At 75.0% G+C, this 25903-nt stretch carries 15 protein-coding genes; 13 read left to right on the top strand and 2 right to left on the bottom strand.

Annotated features, from left to right (window positions below):
• Positions 1–24: 24 nt before the first annotated feature.
• The gene (locus tag ACZ7KF_RS22685; protein ID WP_471077856.1) at positions 25–438 is read right to left on the bottom strand and encodes a pyridoxamine 5'-phosphate oxidase family protein; all 414 of its coding nucleotides are present in this window, start codon (positions 436–438) and stop codon (positions 25–27) included.
• Between the two features lie 115 nt (positions 439–553).
• Between ACZ7KF_RS22685 and clpB the strand changes: the two genes are divergently transcribed.
• A complete protein-coding gene (gene clpB, locus ACZ7KF_RS22690) occupies positions 554–3151 on the top strand; it encodes an ATP-dependent chaperone ClpB (RefSeq protein WP_471077859.1) in 2598 nt (865 codons plus the stop codon).
• Positions 3152–3350: 199 nt separating this feature from the next.
• Here the strand turns inward: clpB and ACZ7KF_RS22695 are convergent, their stop codons facing one another.
• Positions 3351–4166 carry a LuxR C-terminal-related transcriptional regulator gene (locus ACZ7KF_RS22695; RefSeq protein WP_471077862.1) on the bottom strand — a complete coding sequence of 272 codons (816 nt, stop codon included), beginning with the start codon at positions 4164–4166 and terminating at the stop codon, positions 3351–3353.
• Positions 4167–4169: 3 nt separating this feature from the next.
• Here ACZ7KF_RS22695 and ACZ7KF_RS22700 point away from each other — a divergent pair, with 3 nt between their 5' ends.
• The 12 genes from ACZ7KF_RS22700 (at position 4170) to ACZ7KF_RS22755 (ending at position 25878) form a co-directional block, all read left to right on the top strand.
• Positions 4170–4358 carry a hypothetical protein gene (locus ACZ7KF_RS22700; RefSeq protein ID WP_471077865.1) on the top strand — a complete coding sequence of 63 codons (189 nt, stop codon included), beginning with the start codon at positions 4170–4172 and terminating at the stop codon, positions 4356–4358.
• Positions 4359–4687: 329 nt separating this feature from the next.
• Positions 4688–4936: a phosphopantetheine-binding protein gene (locus tag ACZ7KF_RS22705; protein ID WP_225824763.1), complete on the top strand. Its 249-nt coding sequence runs from the start codon at positions 4688–4690 to the stop codon at positions 4934–4936.
• Positions 4933–8073: an amino acid adenylation domain-containing protein gene (locus tag ACZ7KF_RS22710; RefSeq protein ID WP_471077868.1), complete on the top strand. Its 3141-nt coding sequence runs from the start codon at positions 4933–4935 to the stop codon at positions 8071–8073. The genes ACZ7KF_RS22705 and ACZ7KF_RS22710 overlap by 4 nt, the downstream gene beginning before the upstream one ends.
• On the top strand, positions 8070–14555 hold the full coding sequence (locus ACZ7KF_RS22715) for an amino acid adenylation domain-containing protein (protein WP_471077871.1): 6486 nt from the start codon (positions 8070–8072) through the stop codon (positions 14553–14555). The genes ACZ7KF_RS22710 and ACZ7KF_RS22715 overlap by 4 nt, the downstream gene beginning before the upstream one ends.
• Positions 14556–14658: 103 nt before the next feature.
• Positions 14659–18618 (top strand): non-ribosomal peptide synthetase, encoded by a 3960-nt coding sequence (locus tag ACZ7KF_RS22720; RefSeq protein ID WP_471077874.1) that lies wholly within the window; start codon positions 14659–14661, stop codon positions 18616–18618.
• Between the two features lie 30 nt (positions 18619–18648).
• On the top strand, positions 18649–20202 hold the full coding sequence (locus ACZ7KF_RS22725) for an MFS transporter (RefSeq protein ID WP_471077877.1): 1554 nt from the start codon (positions 18649–18651) through the stop codon (positions 20200–20202).
• Complete coding sequence (locus tag ACZ7KF_RS22730) at positions 20202–20411, top strand: MbtH family protein (protein ID WP_471077880.1); 210 nt, start codon at positions 20202–20204, stop codon at positions 20409–20411. The genes ACZ7KF_RS22725 and ACZ7KF_RS22730 overlap by 1 nt, the downstream gene beginning before the upstream one ends.
• A gap of 32 nt (positions 20412–20443) precedes the next feature.
• Entirely contained in the window at positions 20444–21496 is a 1053-nt protein-coding gene (locus ACZ7KF_RS22735) for a MupA/Atu3671 family FMN-dependent luciferase-like monooxygenase (RefSeq protein ID WP_471077883.1), read from the top strand.
• On the top strand, positions 21493–22035 hold the full coding sequence (locus tag ACZ7KF_RS22740) for a flavin reductase family protein (RefSeq protein WP_471077886.1): 543 nt from the start codon (positions 21493–21495) through the stop codon (positions 22033–22035). The genes ACZ7KF_RS22735 and ACZ7KF_RS22740 overlap by 4 nt, the downstream gene beginning before the upstream one ends.
• A complete protein-coding gene (locus ACZ7KF_RS22745; protein ID WP_471077888.1) occupies positions 22032–23696 on the top strand; it encodes an ABC transporter substrate-binding protein in 1665 nt (554 codons plus the stop codon). Before ACZ7KF_RS22740 ends, ACZ7KF_RS22745 begins: the two co-directional genes overlap by 4 nt.
• Positions 23689–25251, top strand: a complete 1563-nt coding sequence (locus ACZ7KF_RS22750) for an AMP-binding protein (RefSeq protein WP_471077891.1) — start codon at positions 23689–23691, stop codon at positions 25249–25251. The genes ACZ7KF_RS22745 and ACZ7KF_RS22750 overlap by 8 nt, the downstream gene beginning before the upstream one ends.
• 75 nt (positions 25252–25326) lie before the next feature.
• Entirely contained in the window at positions 25327–25878 is a 552-nt protein-coding gene (locus tag ACZ7KF_RS22755; protein ID WP_471077894.1) for a type III secretion system chaperone family protein, read from the top strand.
• Positions 25879–25903 lie beyond the last annotated feature (25 nt).

Here is a 25903-nt window from a genome sequence, read left to right on the forward strand (position 1 = left end):
GACTTTCACGGTGGCTGGACATGTTCACCCGTGCCCCAGTGCCCGTTCGACCTGGATCTCGATCACCACGCGAGCCGGATTCGGGCCCGGCGTCCGTTCGTAGCGCTCGGCGTAGCGCCGCACCGCCTCCGCCACCCGCTCCGGCTCGGTCCGCACCCGCGCCCGCCCCTCCAGTGTCGCCCAGCGCCGGCCGGCCACCTGGCACACCGCCACCCGGGCGCCCTCGGGGCCGGCCGCTGCCACGTGCCGGGCCTTCGCGCTCGTGCCGCTCGTGATCACCCGGGCCAGCCGCGCCTCGGCGTCGTACGTCACCCCCACCGGCACCACGTGCGGGCTGCCGTCGGGCCTGAGGGTCGTCAGGGTGCACAGATGCCGCTCGCGCCAGAAGGCGAGGTAGGGCTCGTCGGGGGAAGCCGGGTCCACGGAGTGCCTCGTCATGCGTCGCAACCTAGCGCCGGAGAAGCCCCCGGTGAACCTTGAGTGGAATAGACTCAACTTTGTGTACGCTAGCTAAGTCAGCAGTGGACCGTGGACGAGGAGGAGAACGGACGACGTGGACGCCGAGCTGACCAACCGGAGCCGGGACGCGATCAACGCGGCGAGCAATCGCGCCGTGACCGAGGGGCACCCGGACCTCACCCCCGCTCACCTGCTGCTGGCTCTGCTCCAGGGGCAGGACAACGAGAACATCACCGACCTGTTCGCCGCCGTCGAGGCCGACCAGGCCGCCGTGCGTGCCGGCACGGAGCGCATCCTCGCCGGCCTGCCCAGCGTCACCGGTTCCACCGTCGCGCCGCCGCAGCCCAGCCGTGAGCTGCTGGCCGTGATCGCGGACGCCGGTGAACGCGCGAAGGAACTCGGCGACGACTACCTGTCCACCGAGCACCTGCTGATCGGTGTCGCCGCCAAGGGCGGTGCCGTCGGCGAGCTGCTCGCCGCGCAGGGCGCCGAGGCGAAGAAGCTGCTGGAGGCCTTCAAGAAGGCCAGGGGAGGACGCCGCGTGACCACCGCCGACCCGGAGGGCCAGTACAAGGCCCTGGAGAAGTTCGGCACCGACTTCACCGCCGCGGCCCGCGAGGGCCGGCTGGACCCGGTCATCGGGCGGGACCAGGAGATCCGGCGGGTCGTGCAGGTGCTGAGCCGGAGGACGAAGAACAACCCCGTCCTCATCGGCGAGCCCGGTGTGGGCAAGACCGCCGTCGTGGAGGGGCTCGCCCAGCGGATCGTGAAGGGGGACGTGCCGGAGTCGCTGAAGGACAAGCGGCTCGTCTCGCTCGATCTCGGGGCCATGGTCGCCGGGGCGAAGTACCGCGGCGAGTTCGAGGAGCGGCTGAAGGCCGTCCTCGCCGAGATCAAGGAATCCGACGGGCAGATCATCACCTTCATCGACGAGCTGCACACCGTCGTCGGAGCCGGGGCCGGCGGTGATTCCGCCATGGACGCGGGCAACATGCTCAAGCCCATGCTGGCCCGTGGCGAGCTGCGCATGGTGGGCGCCACCACGCTGGACGAGTACCGGGAGCGGATCGAGAAGGACCCGGCGCTGGAGCGGCGGTTCCAGCAGGTGCTGGTCGCCGAGCCCACGGTGGAGGACACCATCGCCATCCTGCGCGGGCTCAAGGGCCGCTACGAGGCCCATCACAAGGTGCAGATCGCCGACAGCGCGCTGGTGGCCGCCGCGACCCTGTCCGACCGGTACATCACCTCCCGCTTCCTCCCCGACAAGGCCATCGACCTGGTGGACGAGGCCGCCTCCCGCCTCCGCATGGAGATCGACTCCTCGCCCGTGGAGATCGACGAACTCCAGCGTGCCGTCGACCGGCTGAAGATGGAGGAGCTGGCGATCGGCAAGGAGACCGACCCGGCCTCCCTCGCCCGGCTGGAGAAGCTGCGCCGCGACCTCGCCGACAAGGAGGAGGAGCTGCGCGGGCTGACCGCCCGCTGGGAGAAGGAGAAGCAGTCCCTCAACCGGGTCGGTGAGCTGAAGGAGCGGCTGGACGACCTGCGCGGTCAGGCCGAACGCGCCCAGCGCGACGGCGACTTCGACACCGCGGCGAAGCTGCTCTACGGCGAGATCCCGCAGCTGGAGAAGGAGCTGGAGGCCGCCTCCGAGGCCGAGGAGGAGGTCGCCCGGGACACCATGGTCAAGGAGGAGGTCGGCTCCGACGACATCGCCGACGTGGTCGCCGCCTGGACCGGCATCCCGGCCGGCCGGCTGCTGGAGGGCGAGACGCAGAAGCTGCTGCGGATGGAGGAGGAGCTGGGCCGGCGGCTCATCGGGCAGAGCGAGGCCGTGCAGGCCGTGAGCGACGCCGTGCGGCGGTCGCGGGCCGGGATCTCCGACCCCGACCGGCCCACCGGGTCGTTCCTCTTCCTCGGCCCGACCGGTGTCGGCAAGACCGAACTCGCCAAGGCGCTCGCGGAATTCCTCTTCGACGACGAGCGGGCCATGGTCCGCATCGACATGTCGGAGTACGGCGAGAAGCACAGCGTGGCCCGGCTCGTCGGCGCGCCCCCCGGCTACATCGGGTACGAGGAGGGCGGCCAGCTGACCGAGGCGGTGCGGCGGCGCCCGTACACCGTGGTGCTGCTGGACGAGGTGGAGAAGGCCCACCCGGAGGTCTTCGACATCCTGCTCCAGGTGCTGGACGACGGCCGGCTGACGGACGGCCAGGGCCGTACGGTCGACTTCCGCAACACCATCCTGGTGCTCACCTCCAACCTGGGCAGCCAGTACCTGGTGGACCCGGTGCTGGGCGAGGCGGAGAAGAAGGAGCAGGTGCTGGAGGTCGTCCGGACCTCCTTCAAGCCGGAGTTCCTCAACCGGCTGGACGACCTGGTGGTCTTCTCGGCGCTGACCAAGCCCGAGCTGGAGCGGATCGCCGGGCTGCAGATCGCCCGGCTGGCCAAGCGGCTGGCCGAGCGCAGGCTCACGCTGGACGTCACACCGCAGGCACTGGCCTGGCTGGCGGAGGAGGGCCTGGACCCGGCCTACGGCGCCCGGCCGCTGCGCCGCCTGGTGCAGACCGCCATCGGCGACCGGCTCGCCAAGGAGATCCTGTCCGGCGAGATCAAGGACGGCGACACGGTCCGCGTGGACCGCTTCGGCGAGGGCCTGCTGGTCGGCCCCGCCACCGGCAAGACGCTCTGAACCGGGACTCCGCCGGCACCCCGTGACGGGACCGGCGGGCCGGTACGACCGGCGGGACCGGCCGCCCCGGGGACCGGCGGGACGCGAGGGGCATGACGGACACGGCCGGGGTGCCGGTGACGTACGGCGGTCACCGGCACCCCGGCCGTCCGCGTGCCGCCCCGGCGCGGTGACGGGACCGGCGCCGGGGCGGGGCGGCCTACGCGGGACCGGCCAGCAGCGCGCGGGCGGCGGTCAAATAGCCCGCCTGGAACCGGCTGTCGGCACCCAGCTCCTGGAACAGGTCCGCGATGTGCTTGCGGCAGGTGCGCAGGGAGATGCCGAGCCTGCGGGCGATCACCTCGTCCTTGAGCCCCTCGCTCAGCAGCCGCAGGATGCGCCGGCGCAGCTCGTCGACGGCGATCCGGGACTGCTCCGGCTCACCGAACGGCATGGCGAGGTTCCAGGCACGGTCGAACGCGGTGCACAGGAACGCCAGCGCGGCGGGGGCCCGCAGCACCGCGGCACCGCCCGCCCGCTGATGGTGCGGGACGAAGGCGATCCGGCGGTCGAAGACGATCACGCGGCCGAACAGCTCGGCCATCGTCCGCACCTCGGCGCCCGCGGCCACCACCCGCTCCACATAGGCCTGGGTGGGCGTGTGCCGCCGGGCCGAGTGCTGGTAGAGCGTGCGCATCCGGACGCCCCGGCGCAGCAGCGCCGTGTCCCGGGCGACCGCCTGCTCCAGCTCCACCGTCGGCCGGCCGCCGCCCGGCTGACAGGTGATCATCTCGAACTCGCACTCCGTGCTGGCCTGTTCCAGCAGCGCGATGACATCACCGAGCGAGTCGACCATCTCCACGCTGTCGGTGCGCGGCGCCGGACGCGGGTCGTACTCCGCGGCCAGCGCGTCCAGCGAGTCGCGTCGCGCGTCCAGCTCGACGAGCCGCCGGCGCAGCTCGGACTCGGCTTTCGCCATCCGGGCGGCGGCCATATGCGGATGCACCGTGCGCCACCAGGCGCCGTACTCTCCCATTTCTTGAAGATGTTCCGAGCCGGGCGCTCGGTTCACCAGGTGGAATTCTTCCAGGGCGCCGATCGCGGTCTCGGTGGCGGCCTCGGTCAGACCCAGGGCGGACGCTGCCTCGGACAGCGTGAAAAAAGCCTGGGAACTGCCCCAGCGATAAAGCCGGATATGGTCCGGCGCGAGCTGGTGGAAGAGCAGTGAAGGGCTGCTATCAAGGATTTTGTCCAATTCTTCCCCCCTGCAGTTTCCTGTCTGCATCATCATGCGGGACGGCGCCCCTGGACTGCCACGGGGACGTGATTACAACATCGTGAAACGACCGTCCGTGCGGTCGGTCCTTGGAGCCAGCGTGTCGAATCGGGGGGTTCTTTCCATGGTGAAGTACAGGTTTGCCCCATTTGTGTTCCCGGTCGTCGCCGAGTCCGCCGCCATCGGCGCGCGCACGGCCGGCGACAGCGGTTGGGGCTAGGAATCCGGCGGATTCCTGGATTCCCCCCACCTCACCCGTCACGGACTGTGGAGAAAGCCCCATGAATCAACTCGGCATCACCCCCGAAATCACCACGGAAAGTGTCCGACAGCTGTTCGCCGACGTCCTGGGCACCGAAATACGGGCCGACCTGTCCTTCCTCGCCCAGGGCGGTGACTCGTTCCACGCGGTGCTCGTTGTCGATCATGTCGAGCAGCTCTGGGGAATCGAGGCGGACTTCACCGCCGTCCTCCAGTCGACGCCCGCCGAATTGGCGCTGCTGCTCGGCGCGGCGGCCGGCACGTCATGACCCGGCCGCCGCGCCCCTCGGTCGCCGCCGGCCCGGCCCGCCCCGTCCCGGCCGGCGCCACCGCCCACCAGGCGGTGCTGCGGCAGGCCGTCCGGACCCCGCGGGCCACCGCCCTGCGCGGTCCGGGCGGCATGCGGCTGTCCTACGCCGAGCTGACCGCGCGGGCCGGAGCCGTCCGTGACCTGCTGGCGGACGCCGGGGTCCGGCCCCGCACGATCGTCCCGGTGGCCGCCACGGCCGGCGCCGACTTCGTCGTCGCCGCCCTCGGGGTCCTGCTGGCCGGCGCCGCCTACGCCGCGGTCGACCCGGCATGGCCGGCGGCCCGGCTGCGCGGGGTGGTCGAGGACGTACACGCCGGGGTGATCCTCGACGCGGCCGGCGGCACGGCCCTGCCGGCGGGCGCGGCGGACGCCGTACGGGTGGTGCGGATGCCCGAGCCGGGGGCCGTGCGGACCGGGGCGGTCCGGCCGGACCCCGCGGAGGTGCGGGCCGACGACCCCGCCTGCGTCTTCTTCACCTCCGGCTCCACCGGCCGGCCCAAGGGCGTCGTCGTCCCGCACCGCGCCTTCGTCCGCACCTTCGTCGACGGCGGCTACGCGGAGTTCGGGCCCGGCACGGTCATGCCGCTGCTCGCCGCGCCGTACTGGGACGCGGGCGCGATGGAGGTGTTCGGGCCGCTCATGAACGGCGGGACCTGCGTCGTCCCCGACGAGCCGCTGGTCACCCCGGACGCGCTGCGGGCCCTCGTCACCGAGCACGGGGCCGACACCCTGTGGCTCACCAGCTCGCTGGTCAACCTGATCGTGGACGAGGACCCGGGCGCCTTCACCGGCCTGCGGCATCTGATGTGCGGCGGCGAACGGCTCTCCCCGCCGCACCTCGCGGCCCTCCTCGACCGGCACCCCGGGCTGCGCGTCACCAACGGCTACGGGCCCGTGGAGTCCATGGTCTTCGTCAGCACGCACGACCTCCGCCCCGCCGACACCCACCGCCCCGACGGCATCCCGGTCGGCCGGCCGCTGCGCGGCACCCTGCTCGCCGTCGTCGACCCCGGCACGCTGCGGCCGGTGCCCCACGGCACCGAGGGCGAGCTGTGGGTCGCGGGCGACGGGCTCGCGCTCGGCTATCTGAACCGGCCCGAGGAGGACGCCCGCCGCTTCGCCCGCCTCGCCCTGCCCGGACACGGCACGGTCCGCGCGTACGCCACCGGCGACCGCGTCCGCATGGACGACACGGGCCTGCTGTCGTACGTGGGGCGCGCCGACCGCCAGTTCAAGATCCGCGGGTACCGGGTGGAGCCGGGCGAGGCGGAGCGCCGCATCGCCGCGTTCCCCGGTGTCCGGCACGCCTTCCTGGTGCCGCTGCGCGACGCGCACGGCACGGTCACCGGCACGGTCTGCGCCTATGCCGGCGAGAACGGGGCGTCCGTACCGGAGGAGACGCTGCGCCGGACGGCCGCCGAGACCCTCCCGGCCTACCTGCGCCCGGACCGCTACCTCCACCTCCACCCCGTCCCGCTGGGCCCCACCGGCAAGGCGGATCTGCGGGCGGTGGAGGAGTGGGCACGGGCCCGGCACGCGGCGGACTCCGCGGCGCAGGCGGACGCGGACCCGGCGACGGGCACACCCGCCCTGCGCGAGGTCCGCGCCATCCTCGGCACGGCCCGCCTCACCGGCACCGACGACCTGCTGACCGCGGGCGCCACCTCCCTGCACGCCCTGCGCATCGCCACCCGCCTGAGCCGCCTCCTCGGCACCCGCCTGACGGCCAAGGACGTCTACGACCACCCGACCGTCACGGCCCTGGAGGAACTCGCCGCGGCGACGCGCGGGAGCACGGCGCCCGCAGCGGGAAGCGGGGCGGCAGCGGGGAGCGGGGAACTGTCGGCCGGTGAACGGCGGTTCTGGCTCGCCGCGCGGATCGCGCCCGGGGCCGACGGGCATGTCGTGGTCGGGCGGATCGCCGTCGACGGGCCCGTGGAGCCGGAGCGGCTGCGGCGGGCCCTCGCCGCCGTCGCCACCGCGCACCCGGCGCTGCGCACCACGTTCCCCCGGCACGCGGGCCGGCCCCGGCGGGCGGTGGCCGCGCGGCCGGCCCCGCCACCGCTGCTCCTGCGCACGGACCACGGCGGCGCACCCGGTGCCGCCGAGCACGAGCTGACCCGGGAACTCCTCGCACTCGTCCGGGACCTGGAGACCGGGCCGCTGTTCGCCGCCGGGCTGCTCGACGCGGGCGGCGGGCGCGGGCTGCTGCTCGTCGCCGTACACCACATCGTGTACGACGGGCGGTCCGAGGAGGTGCTGGTCGCCGACCTGGCCGCCGCCTACGCGGGCCGCACCCCCGCGCCCGCCCCGGCGCCGCCCACCGCCGGCCCCCGCGAGGGCGCCGACGAGGCGCGCGCGTTCTGGCGCGGCAGGCTCGCCGGACTCACCGCGCCCGACTGGCCCGGCGGCACGGTGCTGCCGCCGCGGGAGCTGCTGTCCCGGCCGCTCGTCACGCATCCGGTACGGGTCGACGCGGCGACGGTCGGCCGGCTGCGGCAGGAGGCCGCCCGGTCCCGGCACCCCGTGCTCGTACCCCTGCTCGCCGCCTGGTGGCGGGCGCTGGCCAAGCTCGGCGGGCAGGGCGACCTGGCCGTCGGCACGATCGTGGAGGACCGCCCGGCCGGCCACGAGCGCACCGTCGGCTACTTCGCCAACGGCCTGCCCGTCCGGATCACCGCCGACCCCACGCTGGACACCCCCGCCCTGCTCGCGCTGGTCCGCGAACGGCTGCTGGAGGTCTTCGCGCACACCGCGCTCGGCACCGACGAGATCGCCCCGCTGGCCCCCCGCCCGCCCGCCGGCCGGACCCCGCTCTACCAGAACCTGCTGGTGCTCCAGCGGACACCGGAGCCCGCCCCGGCGGCCGGCCCGGTCCTCACCCCGCTGCCCGCGCCCGCACTCGGCGCACAGACCGAGCTGACCTGCGAACTCTGGGACGACGGAGCGACGTTCACCGGAGCCGTCACGGCCCCGGAGGGCCTGGTGCCCGCCTCCACGCTCGCCGAGGCCGCCGCCCTGTTCACCGCCGCGCTCACCGATCTGGCCGGCCCCCACGCCGTACCCCCCGCCCGCGTACCCGAGGACCTGACATGACCGACCACTCCGCCGGCCCGCTCTCCTGGACCCAGGAGCGGATCTGGTTCGAGGAGCAGCTGCGCCCCGGCGACACCGCCTACCACATGCCGGTCACCCTGCGGGTGCGCGGCCCGCTCGACCTCGCCGCGCTGCGCCGGGCCGTCGGCACCCTGGTGGCCCGGCACGACGCCCTGCGCACCGTCTTCCGCACCGTGGACGGCGAGCCCCGGCAGCAGGTGCTGGACACCGTGACCGTCCCCGTCCGCACCCAGGACGTGCGCGCCACGGCCGACCCGGAGGACGCCGCGCACGCCGTGCTGCGCCGCGCCGCCCGCGAGCCCTTCGACCTGGCGCACGGCCCGCTGCTGCGGGTCCTCGCCGTGCGCTACGCCGACGACGGACACCTGCTCCTGCTGTCGGCCCATCACCTGATCGCGGACGGCCAGTCCTTCGCGGTCCTCTTCGCCGAACTGTCGCTGCTCTGCGCCGACCCCGCCGCCCGGCTCCCGCTCCCGCGGCAGAGCTTCGCCGAGGCCGTGCGCGCCGAGCGCGAGCGCTACGGCGAGGCCGCGGCGGACGAGCTGGTGGCCTGGTGGCGCGAGCACCTGGCCGGGGTGCCGCGGGTGCTGGACCTGCCCGCCGACCGCCCCCGGCCCGCCGTACGCGGCCACCGGGGCGCGAGCCGCAGGCTGGAGCTGGACCCCGCGGCCGGGCAGGCGGTGCGCGAGCTGGGCCGCGCGCACGAGGCCACGCCGTTCATGACCCTGCTGACGGCGTTCGGCGTGGTGCTGGCCCGGCAGACCGGCCAGGACCGGCTGATCGTCGGCACCCCGGCCGCCACCCGGGGAGCGGGCAGCCGGGACGTCGTCGGCTGCTTCCTGAACACCCTGCCGCTGAAGGTGGACCTCGGCGGCGACGCCGACGGCGCCCCGCCCTTCGCGGACCTGCTCGCCCGGGTCCGCGCGGACGCCCTCGCGGCCTTCGCCCGCCAGCGCGTGCCGTTCGGGCGGCTGGTCGCCGACCTCGCCCCGGAGCGCGACCTGTCCCGCGGCCGGCTGGTGCAGGTGTTCTTCAACCTGCTGCCGCCCGCCGCGGCCCCCGAACTGCCCGGCTGCACGGTCACGCAGCTGCCGTTCGGGGACGTCGACAACAAGTTCGACCTCACGCTGTACGCCGCGGCCCGCCCCGACGGCGGCTACGAACTGGAGGCGGTGTACGACGCCGGCCTGTACGAGCCCGAGCGCGTCGACGAACTGCTGCACCAGGTCCGCGCGGTGCTGGCGCAGGCGGCGGCCGACCCCGGCCGGTCCGCCGACGCGTTCGACCTGGCCGGCGCCCGGTCCGCCGCGCTGCTGCCCGACCCGGCCGCGCGCCTCGACTCCGTCGCGCCCGAGCCGCTCGCCGACCGGCTCGCCAAGCACGCCGCGACCACCCCGGACGCGCCCGCCCTGATCGGCGGCGGCCGGGTGTGGACGTACGCCGAGACCGAGCGCGACACCGCCCGGCTGGCCCGGCAGCTGGCCGAGCACGGGGTGCGGCCCGGGGACGTGGTGGCCGTGCACGCCGGCCGGCACCCGGCCACCGTCCTCGGACTGCTCGCCGTCCTGCGGGCCGGCGCGTCCTTCGCCGTGCTGGAGGCCGGCTACCCGGAGGACACCCTGCGCACCCGCGCGGCGGCCCTCGCCCCGCGCGCCTGGCTCGCCTGCGCCCCCGGCCACCCGCTGCCCGCCTTCGCCGACGGCCCCGTCCTGCACGTCGGCCCCGACACGGACCAGGCCACCGCCCACCCCGCCCCCACGGCGGCCGGGCACCCGGACGGACACTCCGACGCCGGCCCCGCCGAAAGGCACCCCGGCGCCCGTCCCGCCGGCGGCCTGCTCGACGGCGTCCCCCTGCCCGCCCCCGGCCCCGACGACGACGCCTACGTCGCCTTCACCTCCGGCACCACCGGGCGGCCCCGCCGGATCATCGGCACGCACCGGCCGCTCGGGCACTTCCTGGACTGGTACACCCGCACCTTCGACCTCGGACCCGGCGACCGCTTCGCGGTCCTCTCCGGCCTCGGGCACGACCCGTTCCTGCGGGACGTCCTCGCCCCGCTGTGGGCGGGGGCCGCCGCCGTCTTCCCCGACGCCGACGTACGCGACACCGCCGCCCTCGCCGGCTGGCTCGCCGAGGCCGCGCCCACCGTCGTCCACCTCACCCCGGCGCTCGGCCGCGCCCTCGCCGACCAGGCGGCCCAGACCGGCACCGAGTGGCCCGCGCTGCGGCTGGCCGGCTTCGGCGGCGACACCCTCACCGGGCGGACCCTGCGCGCCTGGGCCCGCCTCGCCCCCGGCGCCGACCTGCTGAACCTGTACGGCGCCACCGAGACCCCGCAGGCCGTCTCCGTGCACGTCGCCCACCGCGCGGGCGACCCCGCCGACACCGCTCCGGCCGGTGCCGTCCCGCTCGGGCCGGGCATCGAGGGCGTCCAGCTGCTCGTGCTCGCCGGCGACCGCCCCGCCGGGCTCGGCGAGATCGGCGAACTCGTCGTCCGCACCCCGTACCTGGCGCGGTACGCCGAGGACGGCGCCGGCGACGGATACCGGCCCGACCCGTTCCCCGGCCGCCCCGGCGACCGCGTCTACCGCACCGGCGACCTCGCCCGGCTGCGCCCCGACGGGCTGCTGGAGCCGCTCGGCCGGGCCGACGAGCAGATCAAGGTGCGCGGCTTCCGGGTGGAGCCCGCGGAGACCGAGGCGGCGCTGGACGCGCTGGACACGGTGGCGCAGAGCGCCGTACTGGCCGTGCCCGACGAGGACGACGGACACCGGCTGGTGGCCTTCCTCGCCACCGGCGGCGAACGCCCCGACCTCGCCGAGGTCCGCGCCGCGCTGGTCCGGCGGCTCCCCGAACACCAGGTGCCCTCCGCGTACGTCGTGCTGGACGCCCTGCCGCTCACCGCCAACGGGAAGACCGACCGGGCCGCCCTGCGACTCCTGGCACACCGGGCGGAGGCCGCCACCGGCGGCTACACCGCCCCGCAGGGACCCGTGCAGGAACGGCTCGCCGCCCAGTGGCGGGCGGTGCTCGGCCGCGAACGCGTCGGCGCCGACGACGACTTCTTCGCCCTCGGCGGGCACTCGCTGCTGCTCACCCGGCTGCTGGCCCGCATCCGCCGGGCGTTCCCCGGCCCGGCCGCCGAACGGCTCACCCTCCAGGACCTGTTCGCCCGGCCGACCGTGGCCGCGCTCGCCGGACTCCTCGACGCCGGTGAGGAGGCGGACGGTCCGGACGACCTCCCGCGCACCGACCCCGCCGCACCGGCACCGCTGTCCTGGACGCAGGAACGCCTCTGGCTGGAGGAGCAGTTGCGGCCCGGGGACGCGGCCTACAACATGCCGCTCGTGCTGCGGCTGCACGGCCCGCTCGACCGGTCCGCGCTCCAGCGGGCCGTGGACACCGTGGTGGCCCGGCACGCCGTCCTGCGCACGGTCGTCGAACCCGCCCCCGACGGCTCCCCGCGCCAGCGGGCCCTGCCCGGCGCCCGGGTCCCTCTCCGGTTCGCGGACCTGACCGGCCGGCCGGACCCGCGGGCGGCCGGGGTCGCCGCGGCGATGGCGAGCGTCAAGGAACCCTTCGACCTCACGCACGGCCCGCTGCTGCGCGCGGCGCTGTACCGGACCGGCACCGACGAGCACGTCCTGGCCCTGACCGCGCACCACGTCGTCTTCGACGGCTGGTCCTTCGGGGTGCTGCTGCGCGAGCTGTCCGCCGCCTACACCGGCGCGGAACTCCCTCCCCGAGAGCTGGAGTTCGCGGACGTCGCGCGCTGGGAACGCGCCGAGCTGGACGGCCCCGCGCTGGACGGGCTGGTCGACTGGTGGCGCGGCCACCTCGACGGCGCGCCCCGCGTGCTGGAGCTGCCCACCGACCGGCCGCGCCCCGCGGTCAGCGCCCACCGGGGCGCCCGCCGCCGGCTCACCGTGGACGCGGCCACCTCCGCCGCGCTGCGCGAACTGGCCCGCGGGCACGGCGCCACCCTGTTCATGACGCTGCTGTCGGCGTACGCGATCGTGCTGTCCCGGTGGAGCGGGCAGGAGCGGCTGCTGGTCGGCACCCCCGTCGCCAACCGGCCGCGCGCCGAGTTCGAGGACCTGCTCGGCTGCTTCCTCAACACCCTGCCGCTCCGCGTCGACCTCGACGGCGACCCGGCCTTCGCGGAACTGCTGGGCCGGGTCCGGGACACCGCCCTGGACGCCTTCGCCCACCAGCGGGTGCCGTTCGGGCGGCTGGTGAGCGAGCTGGCCCCGGAACGGGACCTGTCGCGCGGCCCGCTGGTACAGGTGCTGTTCGCGCTCCAGAACGTCGAACTGGGCACCCTCGACGTGCCCGGGGTGACCGGTGAACTGGTGGAGGTGTCGGCCGCCAACAGCCAGTTCGACCTCAACCTGCGGATGATCGACACCGGCCGGGAGCTGGTGGGCTGGCTCGACTACGACGTGGAGCTGTTCGACGCGGCCACCGTCGAACGGTTCGTGGAGCACTTCACCAACGTGCTCACCGCCGTCGCCGCCGACCCCGCCGGCGCCGTGCCCCTGCTGGACCCGCTCGGCCCCGCCGAGCGCGCCCGGCTCCTGACCGGCTGGAACGACACCCGCGTCGACTGGCCCGCGGACGACACCCTGACCGGGCTGCTCGCCGAGGCCGCCGCCCGGCACGCGGACGCGCCCGCCGTGCGGTTCGCCGGGCACGAGCTGTCGTACGCCGCGCTGCACCGCCGGGCCGCCGCCCTCGCGCACCGGCTGCGCGGCCTCGGCGTCGGCCCCGACACCGTGGTCGGCGTCCACCTGGAGCGCTCGACGGAGCTGATGGTGGCCCTGCTCGCCGTGCTCAAGGCGGGCGGCGCCTATCTGCCGCTGGACCCCGGATACCCGCGCGAGCGGCTGGCGTTCATGCTCGCCGACGCCGGCGCGCCGGTGCTGCTCACCCATCCCGGCACGGGCGCGTCGCTCGCCGCCGACGGCGTCACCGTGGTGGCCGTGGACGAGCACGCCGAGCACGCCGGAGACGGGTTCCCCGGCACCGATCCTGCGCCCCTCACCGGCCCCGACCACCTGGCGTACGTCATCTACACCTCCGGTTCCACCGGGCGCCCCAAGGGCGTGCAGGTGCCGCACCGGGGCATCGTCAACCGGCTGCGCTGGATGCAGGACGCCTACCGGCTGACCGGCGCCGACACCGTCCTGCAGAAGACGCCGATCAGTTTCGACGTGTCGGTGTGGGAGCTGTTCTGGCCGCTGCTGACCGGGGCCCGGCTGGTGCTCGCCGCGCCCGGCGGGCACCGGGACCCGGCACACCTCGCCCGGCTGGTCCGGGACGAGCGGGTCACCGTCTGCCACTTCGTGCCGCCCATGCTGGACACCTTCCTCGGCTCCGGCCGGGCCGTGGACTGCGGCTCGCTGCGGCTGGTGGTGTGCAGCGGCGAGGCGCTCCCGGCCGACCTGGCGCGCCGCTTCCACCAGGCCCTGCCCGGCGCCGCGCTGGAGAACCTGTACGGGCCGACCGAGGCGTCCGTCGACGTCACCCGCTGGTCCTCCCGGCCGGACTGGGCGGGCGCGGCCGTGCCCATCGGCACACCGATCGCCAACACCCGCACCTACGTCCTGGACGCCCGGCTGCGGCCCGCCCCCGTCGGCGTGCCGGGCGAGCTGTACCTGGGCGGGGTGCAGCTGGCCCGCGGCTACGGCGGGCGGCCCGCGCTGACCGCCGACCGGTTCGTGCCCGACCCGTTCGGGCCGCCCGGCGCCCGCCTGTACCGCACCGGCGACATCGCCCGCTGGCACGCCGAGGGCCATGTCGAGTACCTGGGCCGGGCCGACCACCAGGTGAAGGTGCGCGGCTTCCGCATCGAACTCGGCGAGATCGAGGCGGCCCTGCTGACCCTGCCCGGCGTGGGGCAGGCGGTGGCCGTGGTCCGCGAGGACCGGCCGGGCGACCGCAGGATCGTCGCCTATCTGACCGCGAGCGGCGGCACGGGAACCGCGCCGGGCGTGCCCGAACTGCGGTCCCGGCTCGGGGAACGGCTGCCCGAGCACATGGTGCCCAGCGCCTTCGTCGTCCTCGACGCGCTGCCGCTGAGCCCCAACGGCAAGGTGGACCGGGCGGCGCTGCCCGCCCCCGACCGCTCGGCCGTCACCGCCGCCGCCCATGTCGCGCCGCGCACGCCCGAGGAGGAACTGCTGGCCGGGCTGTGGCAGCGGGTCCTCGGCCAGGACCGGGTGGGGGTGCGGGACAACTTCTTCGAGATCGGCGGGGACTCCATGCACGCCGTGCGGATCGTGGGCCTGGCCCGCGAGGCGGGGCACGACATCCCGCTCCAGCAGCTGTTCACCAGCCAGACCGTCGAGGACCTCGCCCGCTGGCTCGCCGACCGCGCCGACGAGGGCCCCGCCCGGCAGGAGGTCGCCGCGTTCGGCCTGCTGTCCCCGGAGGACCTCGCCCGCCTGCGGTCCTGACAAGCCCGTACCGGGGCCGACTCCATCCCCCCGGACCCGGCCCCGGTACGCCCAGCCTCGCGCCCGCCCGCCGCCCCGACGCCCGCACCCCGGAAGGAACCCCGTGCCCAGCCACGACGCCAGCACCCCCGCCGCCGACATCGTCGACGCCTACCCGCTGACCCTGCTCCAGTCCGGCATGCTGTTCCACAGCCACGCCGACGGCGACACCCCCACCTACCACGACATCTCCGCCATCCGGCTCTCCGGCCGCTTCGACGAGACCGCGCTGCGCGCCTCGCTGGCCGCGGTGATCGAGCGCGCCGACATCCTGCGCAGCTCCTTCGACCTGACCCGGTTCAGCACCCCGATGCAGCTGGTGCACTCCGCCGTCGAGACCCCGCTGACCGTGGAGGATTTGCGCGGCCTCGACACGGCCGAGCAGGACCGGCGCGTGGCCGCGTGGACCGAACGGGAGAAGGCCACCGCGTTCGTGCTGACCCGGGCCCCGCTGCTCACCCTGCACGTGCACGTCTTCGCCGACGACGACTTCCGGCTCAACCTGAGCTTCCACCACGCGATCCTGGACGGCTGGAGCCTGTCCCTGGTCACCAGCGCGCTGATCACCGGCTACGACGCCCGGCTGGCCGGCCGCCCCGACCCGGCGACCGCCCCGGCCACCCGCTTCCGCGACTACCTGGCGCTGGAACAGCAGGCCCTGGCCAGCGAGGAGTCCCGCGCCTACTGGGCCGGCCTGCTGGAGGACACCGACTTCACCGGCCTGCCCCGCACGGAGGACGCCGCCCTGTCCCCGGTCCGCGAGGCCCGCGTGCACGAGGTCCCGCTGCCCGAGAGGCTCGGCGAGCGGCTGCGCGCGGTGGCCGCCGAGGCGCGGGTGCCGGTGAAGGCGGTGATGTTCGCCGCGCACGCCCGCGTGCTCTCCCTGCTGTCCGGCCGCGGCCGGGTCGTCACCGGCCTGGTCGGCAACGGCCGCCCGGAGACCGCCGACGGCGACCAGATCGTCGGCCTGTTCCTCAACACGCTCCCGCTCGTCGTGGACGTCACCGGCGCCAGCTGGATCGAGCTGGCCCAGCGCATCCACGCCGCCGAGTCCGGCGCCCTGCCGCACCGCCGCTACCCGCTGGCCCGGATGCTCCAGGACCTGCGCCGGCCGCAGTTCTTCGAGACCGTCGTCGACCACCGCAGCTTCCGCAGCTACGACATGGCGCTGGACGAGGTGGCCGTCACCGGCGGCGAGTTCTTCGAGCAGACCAACTTCCCGTTCACCGCGAACTTCGGCACCGACCCGGTCACCGGCGAGGTCCGGCTGCGCGTCAACTACGACGCCGCCGAGTTCACCGACGCCTGGGTCACCACCGTCGGCGGCTACTACGCCGAGGCGCTCGGCGCGCTCACCGCCGACCCGCACGCGGCCGTGCACACCACCGCGCTGCTGCCCACCGCCGACCTGCACCGGCTGCTCACCGAGTGGAACGACACCGCGGCCGGCTGGGACCTGGACCGCACCCTGCCCGAGCTGCTCGCCGAGCGGGCCGCCAAACACCCCGACCGCACCGCCGTCCGCTTCGGCGACACCGCCCTCACCTACGGCGAGTTCAACGCCTGGGCCAACCGGCTCGCGCACCACCTGCGCGAACTCGGCGTCGGCCCGGACACCTTGGTCGGCGTCCACCTGGAACGCTCGGCCGAGCTGATCGTGGCGCTGGTCGCGGTGCTGAAGGCGGGCGGCGCCTATGTGCCGCTGGACCCCGGCTACCCGCGCGAACGCCTGGAGTACATGCTCGCCGACGCCCGCGTCCCGGTCCTGCTCACCGGCGCCGGCCTGGCCCCGCCCGCCGCGCCCGAGGGCACGGTCGTCCTGGAGGTCGACCGCGCCGTCGCCGCCGGCCGGCCCGAGACCGACCCGCTGCCCCAGGCCGGCCCGGAGCACCTGGCGTACACCATCTACACCTCCGGCTCCACCGGCCGCCCCAAGGGCGTGCAGATCCCGCACCGGGCCCTGCTCAACCTGCTGTTCTCCTTCGGCCGCGACCTCGAACTCACCGAGGACGACCGGCTGCTGGCGGTCACCTCGCTCTCCTTCGACATCGCCGCCCTGGAGGTGTACCTGCCGCTGCTGACCGGCGCCGAACTGATCGTCGCCCCCGACATCGCCGTGGACGGACCCCGGCTGCGCGAGGCCGTCGAGCGCTCCGGCGCCACCGTCGTCCAGGCCACCCCGTCCAGCTGGCGGCTGCTGATCGAGGCCGGCCTCGGCGGCGACGAGCGGCTGCGGGTGATCTCCGGCGGCGAGGCGCTGCCCGAGGACCTCGCGCGGGAGCTGACGGCCCGCTTCCCGGTGGTGTGGAACGCCTACGGCCCCACCGAGACCACCATCTGGTCCGCCCTGGACCGGGTCCGCGCCGACGAGCCGGTCACCCTGGGCCGCCCGATCGCCGGCACCCGCGTCTACGTCCTCGACGCCTCCTACGCCCCCGTGCCCGAGGGCGTGCCCGGCGACCTGTACATCGCCGGTGACGGGCTGGCCCGCGGCTACTCCCGGCGCGGCGACCTCACCGCCGACCGCTTCCTGCCCGACCCCTACGCCCCCGCGGCGGGCGCCCGCATGTACCGCACCGGCGACGTGGCGCGGTGGCTGCCCGACGGCCGCCTGGAGTTCCTCGGCCGCTCCGACCACCAGGTCAAGGTGCGCGGCTTCCGGATCGAACTCGGCGAGATCGAGACCGTGCTGGCCCGGCACCCCGCGGTCGGCCGGGTCGTGGTGATGGCCCGCCGGGACCAGCCCGGCGACGCCCGCCTCGCCGCCTACCTCACCCCCGAGGGCGACACCGCGCCGGCCGCGGCCGAACTGCGCGAACTGGCCGCCGGCGCGCTGCCCGACTACATGGTGCCCAGCGCCTTCGTCGTCCTGGACGCCTTCCCGCTCACCCCCAACGGCAAGGTCGACCGGCTCGCGCTGCCCGCGCCCGGCCGCGAGGAGACCACCGCCGGCGTCTTCGTCGCGCCCCGCACCCCCGTGGAGGAGGCCATCGCCGCGATCTGGCGGGACGTCCTCGGCGTCCCGGAGGTCGGCGTCACCGACGCCTTCCTCGACCTCGGCGGCAACTCGATCTCCGCGCTGCGGGTCATCCTGCGGCTGCCGGAGATCACCGACGTGGAGGTGCCGGTGGCCGCGCTGTTCGAGGGCGGCACCATCGAGCGGCTCGCGGAGATCGTCACCGGGGAGCGCCGGCAGGCCGCGTCCACGCTGGTGCCGCTGCGCTCCACCGGCACCAAGGCGCCGTTCTTCCTGGTCCACCCGCTCGGCGGCAGCGTCTTCTGCTACTCGGAACTGGTGGGCGTCCTCGACCCCGAGCGCCCGCTGTACGCCTTCCAGGCCCCGGAGTACGCCGGCCCCGACGTGCCCCGCCCGGACAGCGTCGAGGAGATCGCGGCGCTGTACCTGTCCGAGGTGCGCACGGTCCAGCCCGAGGGCCCGTACTTCCTCGGCGGCTGGTGCATGGGCGGCATGGTCTCCTACGAGATGGCCCGCCAGCTGGAGGCCGCCGGCGAGGAGGTCGGCATGCTGACGATCATCAGCGCCAGCATCGACGACCCGGTCCCGCCCCGCTACGCCACCAGCGAGTCCGCCGCCATCCTCGGCGCGTTCGCCGGCCGGCTCGACGTCACCGAGGCCGAACTGGAGGCCCTCGACCCCGAGGAGCGGCTCGCCCACGTCGTCCGGCTCACCCAGGGCACCACCGACGAGCGCGCCGACGCCCGCTCGGTGGAGGACCTGCGCCGCCTGGTGCAGCTGTACACGCGGCACGCCCGCGCCCTGCTCACCTACCGGGACACCCCGCGCGAGCCGCTGCGCGGCGACGCGGTGCTGGTCCGCGCCGAGACCGAGCTGTTCGAGGGCTGGCACATGGGCTGGCAGCCCCGGGTCGGCGGCACCCTGCTGATCGACGAGTCGCCCGGCGACCACTTCAGCATGCTCGAACAGCCCAACGTCCCCGAGGTCGCGCGCCGCCTGGAGGACGCGGCCGACGGCCGGCCGCGCGGTGTCGTCGCCGCGTCCTGACCCATCGAAACCCCTGCGTAGGAGCACCTCATGACGGACGCCGTGACGGCCGGCGAGAAGGCCGACGAGACGGTCGGCGACCCGGCCGACGAGAGGGCCGGCGACCCGGCCGGCGAGAGGGCCGGCGAGACGGTCGGGGAAGCGGTCGTGAAGGCCGGGGAAGCGGTCGCCGAGACGGTCGGCGCCACGGGCGTCTCGCCGGCCGCCGCCCCGGCCGGGGCGACACCCGGGGAGCCGGCCGAGGCGACCGCGGGGGAGTCCGCTGCCGCGGACGCCCCCAGCGTGTGGCGCAACGCCGACTTCACCCGGCTGTGGACCGGCCAGACCGCCTCCCTGTTCGCCGCCCAGGTCAGCGAACTCGCCCTGCCGCTGGTCGCGGTGCTGGCCCTGTCCGCGGGCTCCGCCCAGGTCGGCCTGCTCACCTCGGTGGTCAAACTGCCGTACCTGCTGGTCTCGTTGTTCGCGGGCGTGCTCGTGGACCGGGTCCGGCGGCGGAACATCCTCATCGCCACCGACCTCGGCCGCGCCCTCGTGCTGTCCGTGGTGCCGGTCCTGTACTGGACGGACCGGCTCGGCATCAGCTGGCTGTACGTCCTCGGCTTCTTCGCCGGCTGCGGCAGCGTGCTGTTCGACGTGGCCGGGCAGGCCTATCTGCCCCGGCTGGTCGAGCGCGAGCAGCTCACCCGGGCCAACTCCGCGCTCGGCGCCAGCCAGTCCGCGGCCACCATCGGCGGGCCCGCGCTCGGCGGTGTGCTCGTGCAGTGGCTGACCGCACCGGTGGCCGTGCTGGCGGGCGCCGTGTCGTACCTGGTCTCGGCGGTGACGGTGGCGAGCATCCGGCACCGGGAGGACGGCGCGGAGCACGCCGGGAGCGCGACGCCCGCGGGGACGCTGCGCGAGGTGTGGGCGGGTCTGCGGTTCGTCTTCGGCAACGAACCACTGCGGGCCATGACGGTCATGGCGTCGATCTTCAACCTGTCGTTCACGGCACTTGAGGTCGCCTTCGTCCAGTTCATGCCCCGCACGCTGGGCCTGTCGGCCGGTGAGATCGGCCTGGTGATGGCCGCGCTCGGCCCCGGCTTCCTGGTCGGCGCGGCCTTCGCGGGCCGGCTGCCGCAGCGCTTCGGCTACGGCCGCACGATGCTGGCCACCGCGGCCGTCGCCAACCTCGTCATGCTCGGCATCTCCACCGTGCACGGCTCCGGAGTCCTGGCCGTCGGCACCCTGATGCTGATCAACTTCCTGTTCGCGTCCTTCGGCGTCGCCAACAACGTCACCGTGCTCAGCATCCGGCAGACCCTCACCCCCGACTCGCTCCAGGGCCGGGTCGCCGCCACCAACCGCTTCGTCGCCATGGGCATCGCGCCCGTCGGCGCCCTCGCCGGCGGTTTCCTCGGCAGCGCGGTGGGCCTGCGCGGCACCGTCCTGATCACCGCGATCGGCCTGTCCTCCGCGCTGGTCCCGCTCGCCCTGTCCTCGCTGGCCCGGATCCGCTTCGACCTCCCGGAGCAGATCGTCCTTTCCCCGCAGAGCCCGTCGCAGAGTCCGTCGCAGAGCCCCTCGCAGAGCAAGGAAGACGCCTGATGTCCCAGCCGTACGACACCCCCGACACCGCCGGCGCCGAGCCGCGCCACCTCGTCGTCGTCAACCACGAGGAGCAGTACTCGGTGTGGCCGGCCCTGCTGCCCGTGCCCGACGGCTGGCGGACCACCGGCTTCGCGGGCACCCGCGAAGAGGCGCTCGCGCACATCGAGACCGTCTGGACCGACCTGCGCCCGCTCAGCGTGCGCTGACCGCCCCGCACCCACGCACGGAAGGCCCCGCAATGGACTTCAGCCTCTTCTACTTCGCCGACGGCAGCGGCGGCGACGGCAGCGGCGGCGGACGCTACGACCTGCTGCTCGAAGGCGCCAAGTACGCCGACACGCACGGCTTCTCCGCCGTGTGGACGCCCGAACGGCACTTCCACCCCTTCGGCGGGCTGTACCCGAACCCGTCGGTGACCGGTGCCGCCGTCGCCACCGTCACCGAGCGGGTCGCGATCCGCGCCGGCAGCGTGGTCGCCCCGCTGCACCACCCGCTGCGCATCGCCGAGGAGTGGGCGGTCGTCGACAACCTCTCCGGCGGCCGGGTCGGCCTGTCCCTGGCCTCCGGCTGGAACGCGGTCGACTTCGCGCTGCGCCCCGAGGGCTACGCGGGCCGCAAGGACGCCGTCCTCGACACCCTGGAGCAGGTGCGGGCGCTGTGGCGGGGCGAGCCGCTGTCCGTCACCGACGGCGCCGGAAACCCGGCCGAGGTGCGGGTCTTCCCGCAGCCCGTGCAGCCCGAGCTGCCGGTGTGGGTGACCAGCGCGGGCGGCCCGGAGACGTTCCGGGCCGCGGGCCGGGCCGGGGCCGGGGTGCTCACCCATCTGCTCGGCCAGGACTTCGACCAGCTCGCCGAGAAGATCGCCCTGTACCGCAAGGAACTCGCCGCCCGCCCCGGCCACGACGGCCGCCCCGGCCATGTGGCGCTGATGCTGCACACCTATCTGGGGGAGGACCCGGAGCAGGTGAAGGAGACGGTCCGCGAGCCGTTCACCGCGTACCTGAAGAGTTCCTTCGGGCTCATCGCCCGCTCCGCGGGCAGCATCCTGTCCGGCTTCGACCCCGACAAGCTGCGCGAGTCCGACATCGACTTCCTGGTCCGGCGGTCCTTCGACACCTACTACACGACCAGCGGCCTGTTCGGCACGGTCACGCAGGCCGCGGCCGTGGTGGAGCGGGCGCGCGCGGCCGGGGTGGACGAACTGGCCTGCCTGATCGACTTCGGCGTCGGGAAGGACCGGGTCCTGGCCGGCCTGGAGCACCTGAACGAGCTGCGTGAGGCGACCGCGTGACGGCGGCCGCCACCGCGGAACGCACCGCGCTGTTCCGGCGCACGGCGAGCCGGTTCCCGACCGGGGTGACCGTGGTGACCACGGTCACGGACGGCGAGCCGTACGGCATGACCGCCAACGCCTTCCTGACCCTGTCCCTCGACCCCCTGCTGGTCGCGGTCGGCGTCGGCGTCGGCTCCCGCGCCTTCGAACGGGTGCCGGCCGCCGGCCGGTTCGCGGTGACGGTGCTCGGCGACCGGCAGACGGCCACCGCCCGCCGGTTCGCCGACCCCGCGCGTCCCGCCGGGACCGCCGCGTTCGCCGCCGACCCGTGGACGCCGGGACCGGCGACCGGCTGCCCGGTGCTGACCGACGGCGTCGGATTCTTCGACTGCTCCGTCGAGGCCGTGCACCCGGCGGGCGACCACGTCCTGGTCGTCGGCCGGGCCGAGGCCTTCGGCCCGCTCGACGGCGTCCGGCCGCTGGTCTTCGCCGAGGGTGCCTTCGCCGCCCCCGACCCCTCCTTCCGCCCGCCCGCACTCCCCGGAGCACACCCATGAGTACGACGTCCACGCCGAAGGCGGCCATCGCCCGGGACCCGAGCGCCTCGCGCGGCCCGGCCCGCCCCGTGCCGCACGCCGTGCGCGGCGGCACCCTGCGCATCCTGCGCGACGCCGACTACGACCACCTCGACCCGCAGCGCATCCAGACCCTCCAGGCCACCGCGCTCGGCCACCTGCTGTACCGCACGCTGACGATGTTCGCCGAGGACGGGCGGGGCGGCTGGCAGCTGGTCGGCGACCTCGCCGAGCACCCCGGCCGGGACGTCGACGGCGACGGCCGCACCTGGGAGTTCACCCTCAAGGAGGGCCTGCGCTACGAGGACGGCCGCCCGATCACCGCCGCCGACGTCGCCCACGGCATCGCCCGTTCCTTCGAGGAGTCCCTGTCCGGCGGACCCGGCCACCTCCAGGAGTGGCTGGGCGCGGCCGGCCCCTACGCGGGCCCCTTCACCGACGGCACCGACGAGGTGCCCGGCCTGACCGTGCCCGACGCGCGCACCCTGGTCTTCCGCTTCCCCGAGCCGCGCCCCGACCTGCCGTTCGCCGCGGCCCTGGTGACCACCGTGCCGGTGCCCCGGGACGCCGACACCGGCGAGAGCTACGGCAAGGCCCCGCTCGCCTCCGGCCCGTACCGGATCGCCGCCCACCGGCCCGGCGAGCTGCTGGTGCTGGAACGCAACCCGCACTGGGACCCCGCCACCGACGCCGTACGCCACGACCACCCGGACCGCGTCGAGATCGAACTGGCCGTCGGGGCCGGCGAGCAGAACCTGCGGGCCCGCGCCGGCGAGGGCGCCGACGCCTTCGCCGTCGCCGAGAACAACGCCCCCGAGGACGTCGCCGCGCTGCTGGCCGACGATCCCGCGCTCGCCCCCCGGCTGCGCCGCGACCCCACCCCGCTCGTCTGGTACCTGGCGATCAACACGGCCCGGGTGACGGACGTCGAGGTCCGCCGGGAGATCGCCCGCGCCCTGGACAAGGCGGCGCTGCGCGACGCCATGACGGGCGCCACCGGCGGCGAAGTCACCCACACCATCCTCTCCCCGGCCACCCTCGGTCACCGCCCCTACCCCGACCCGCACGCGGGCGGCCCGCGCGGCCTGCCCGCCGACCGGTACGAGCACACCCTGCGCCTGCTCAGCCGGGACGGCGCCTACTTCACCGCCGGTGCGCGGGCGGTGCAGCGCTCGCTGGAGGCGGCCGGCTTCCGGGTGGAGATCACCGAGATCGAACGGCCCCGGCACAACGCGGCCGTCCTCACCCGCGGTCACGAACACGACCTGTACCTGATGTGCCAGGCCGCCGACTGGCCCGGCGCCGCCACCCTGCTCACCGGTTTCGACGGCAGCACCCTGCGCCCCACCGGCAACGCCAACTACACCTATCTGGACGACCCCGGCGTCAACGCCGAGATCGCCCGGCTGTCCGCGCTGCCCGCCGACCGGGCCGCCGAGGGCTGGGCCGCCCTGGACGAGCGGCTGACCCGCGACCACGTCCCCCTCGTGCCGGTCTTCTCCTACGTGCACCTGGCGGTCTCCGGACCCCGGGTGGGCGGCGTGTTCACCTCGTCGTTCCTCGGCACGCCCGTCTACTACGACGCCTACGTCACCCCCGGCCCGGAGGACACCGCCGCCGAGGAGGACAGCGACCGTGGCTGACCGCCCCACCCTCTACGAACGGTTCGCCGCCTCCGCCGCCGCCCACCCCGCGCGGACCGCGCTGGAGACCGGCGGCCGGGTGCTGGACTACGCGGCCCTGCGCCGGCTCGCCGAGCACACCGCCGCCCGGCTGCTCGACGCCCTCGGCGGCCGGCGCCCCGAGCGCGTCGGCGTCCTCGCCGGCCGCTCGGTCGCCGCCTACGCCTCCTACCTGGCCGCGCAGCGGCTGGGCGCGGCGGCCGTACCGCTCGGCCCCGACGTCGCCCCGGCCCGGCTGGCCACCATCGCGGACCGGGCCGCGCTGGACGCGGTGCTCGCCGGCCCCGACGCGGCCGGCCCGGCGGAGGCGGCCGGTTTCGGCTGCCCGGTCCTGCCGTTCACCGAGCCGGCGCCCGAGGCCCCGGACGCCGGGCTGCCACCGTACGAGCCGCGCCCCGACGCGGTCGCGTACATCGTCTTCACCTCCGGCTCCACCGGCACCCCCAAGGGCGTCCCGGTGCTGCAGAGCAACGCGGCGGCGCTGCTCGACCACGCCCTCGACCGGTACGGCTTCGGCCCGGACAGCCGGGTCTCGCAGACCTTCGACCTCACCTTCGACCCCACCGCGTGGGACATGTTCACCGCCTGGAGCGCGGGCGCGGCGCTGGTCGTCCCGGGCCGCGCGGACCTGGCCCGGCCGGCCCGCTTCGTCCGCGAGCGGCGGATCACCCACTGGTTCTCCGTGCCCTCGGTGATCACCTACGGCCGCCGGCTGCGCGACCTCGTCCCCGGCGCCATGCCGGAGCTGCGCTGGACCCTGTTCGGCGGCGAACCCCTCACCCTGGAGCAGGCCGCCGTCTGGCGCTCCGCCGCCCCCGCGAGCATCCTGGAGAACCTCTACGGCCCCACCGAGGTCACCGTCGCCTGCACCCAGTACCGGCTGCCCGCCGACCCCGCGGACTGGCCGGCCACCGCCAACGGCACGGTGCCCATCGGCGCGCCCTATCCGCACCTGGACGCCCTGGTGCTGGACGAGGACGGCCACCCGGCCGAGGAGGGCGAGCTGTGCCTGCGCGGCTCGCAGCGCTTCCCCGGCTATCTGGACCCGGCCGAGAACCCGGGCCGCTTCGTCCGCTTCGACGGCCGGCGGGGCACGGTCCACCAGGAGGGCACCCCGCCCGGCCCGGACCTGTACTACCGCACCGGCGACCGGGTCCGGCGCGGCCCCGACGGGAACCTGCTGCACCTGGGCCGACTGGACCAGCAGGTGAAGATCAGCGGCCACCGGATCGAGCTGGGGGACGTGGAGGCCGCCCTGCGCTCGGTCCTGCGGGAGACGGACGGGGTCGCCGAGGCCGTGGTGACCGTGCGGACGGCGGAGGGCGCCGAACCGGTCCTGGCCGCCGCCTACACCGGCACCCCGCAGGACCCCCTGGAACTGCGCGCCCGGCTGGCGGACCGGCTGCCCGCCTACATGCTGCCGCGGTCCTTCACCCACTTGGACGCGTTCCCGCTGAACGCCAACCGCAAGACCGACCGCAGGGCGGTGGCCGCCCGGCTGTCGGCTCAGGGCTGACCGGCGGGTCAGGGGTTGCCATCCCCCGCCCCTCCTGGGGGAGGATGGCGGCATCCGCATGAAGGGAAAAACACGGTGAGCATCGACCCGTCCTCGATTCCGAACTTCGGGGGCCAGCCCGAACCGCAGCCCCAAGGACCGGCGGGCCCCGTCCTCCCGGATCAGGACCTGGTGAAGCAGCTTCTCGACCAGATGGAGCTGAAGTACGTCGTCGACGAGGAGGGTGACCTCGCCGCGCCGTGGGAGCAGTTCCGCACGTACTTCATGTTCCGCGGAGAGGACGAACAAGCGATCTTCTCGGTGCGGACCTTCTACGACCGCCCCCACAAGATCGACGAGAAGCCGCAGCTTCTGGAGGCCATCGACGACTGGAACCGCCGCACCCTGTGGCCCAAGGTGTACACCCACACCCATGACGACGGCACCGTCCGTCTGATCGGCGAGGCCCAGATGCTGATCGGCACGGGCGTCGACATCAACCACTTCGTCTCCTCCACGGTGAGCTGGGTGCGAGCCGCGATCGAGTTCGACAAGTGGCTGATCGAACGACTCGGCCTGGAGGAGGAGGTCGACGGGGCGGGCGCCCCGCACCCCGACGGCGACCAGCCCGAGGGCGACGGCGAGTAGCCGACAGACCCGGGTCCGGGGGCCA

This window comes from Streptomyces sp. NPDC038200, assembly GCF_055600785.1.

Coding starts and splice junctions, on each gene's coding strand:
- ACZ7KF_RS22685 (WP_471077856.1), bottom strand. CDS start 438: ATGACGAGGCACTCCGTGGACCCGGCTTCCCCCGACGAGCCCTACCTC.
- ACZ7KF_RS22695 (WP_471077862.1), bottom strand. CDS start 4,166: ATGGGAGAGTACGGCGCCTGGTGGCGCACGGTGCATCCGCATATGGCC.
- ACZ7KF_RS22705 (WP_225824763.1), top strand. CDS start 4,688: ATGAATCAACTCGGCATCACCCCCGAAATCACCACGGAAAGTGTCCGA.
- ACZ7KF_RS22710 (WP_471077868.1), top strand. CDS start 4,933: ATGACCCGGCCGCCGCGCCCCTCGGTCGCCGCCGGCCCGGCCCGCCCC.
- ACZ7KF_RS22715 (WP_471077871.1), top strand. CDS start 8,070: ATGACCGACCACTCCGCCGGCCCGCTCTCCTGGACCCAGGAGCGGATC.
- ACZ7KF_RS22725 (WP_471077877.1), top strand. CDS start 18,649: ATGACGGACGCCGTGACGGCCGGCGAGAAGGCCGACGAGACGGTCGGC.
- ACZ7KF_RS22730 (WP_471077880.1), top strand. CDS start 20,202: ATGTCCCAGCCGTACGACACCCCCGACACCGCCGGCGCCGAGCCGCGC.
- ACZ7KF_RS22735 (WP_471077883.1), top strand. CDS start 20,444: ATGGACTTCAGCCTCTTCTACTTCGCCGACGGCAGCGGCGGCGACGGC.
- ACZ7KF_RS22745 (WP_471077888.1), top strand. CDS start 22,032: ATGAGTACGACGTCCACGCCGAAGGCGGCCATCGCCCGGGACCCGAGC.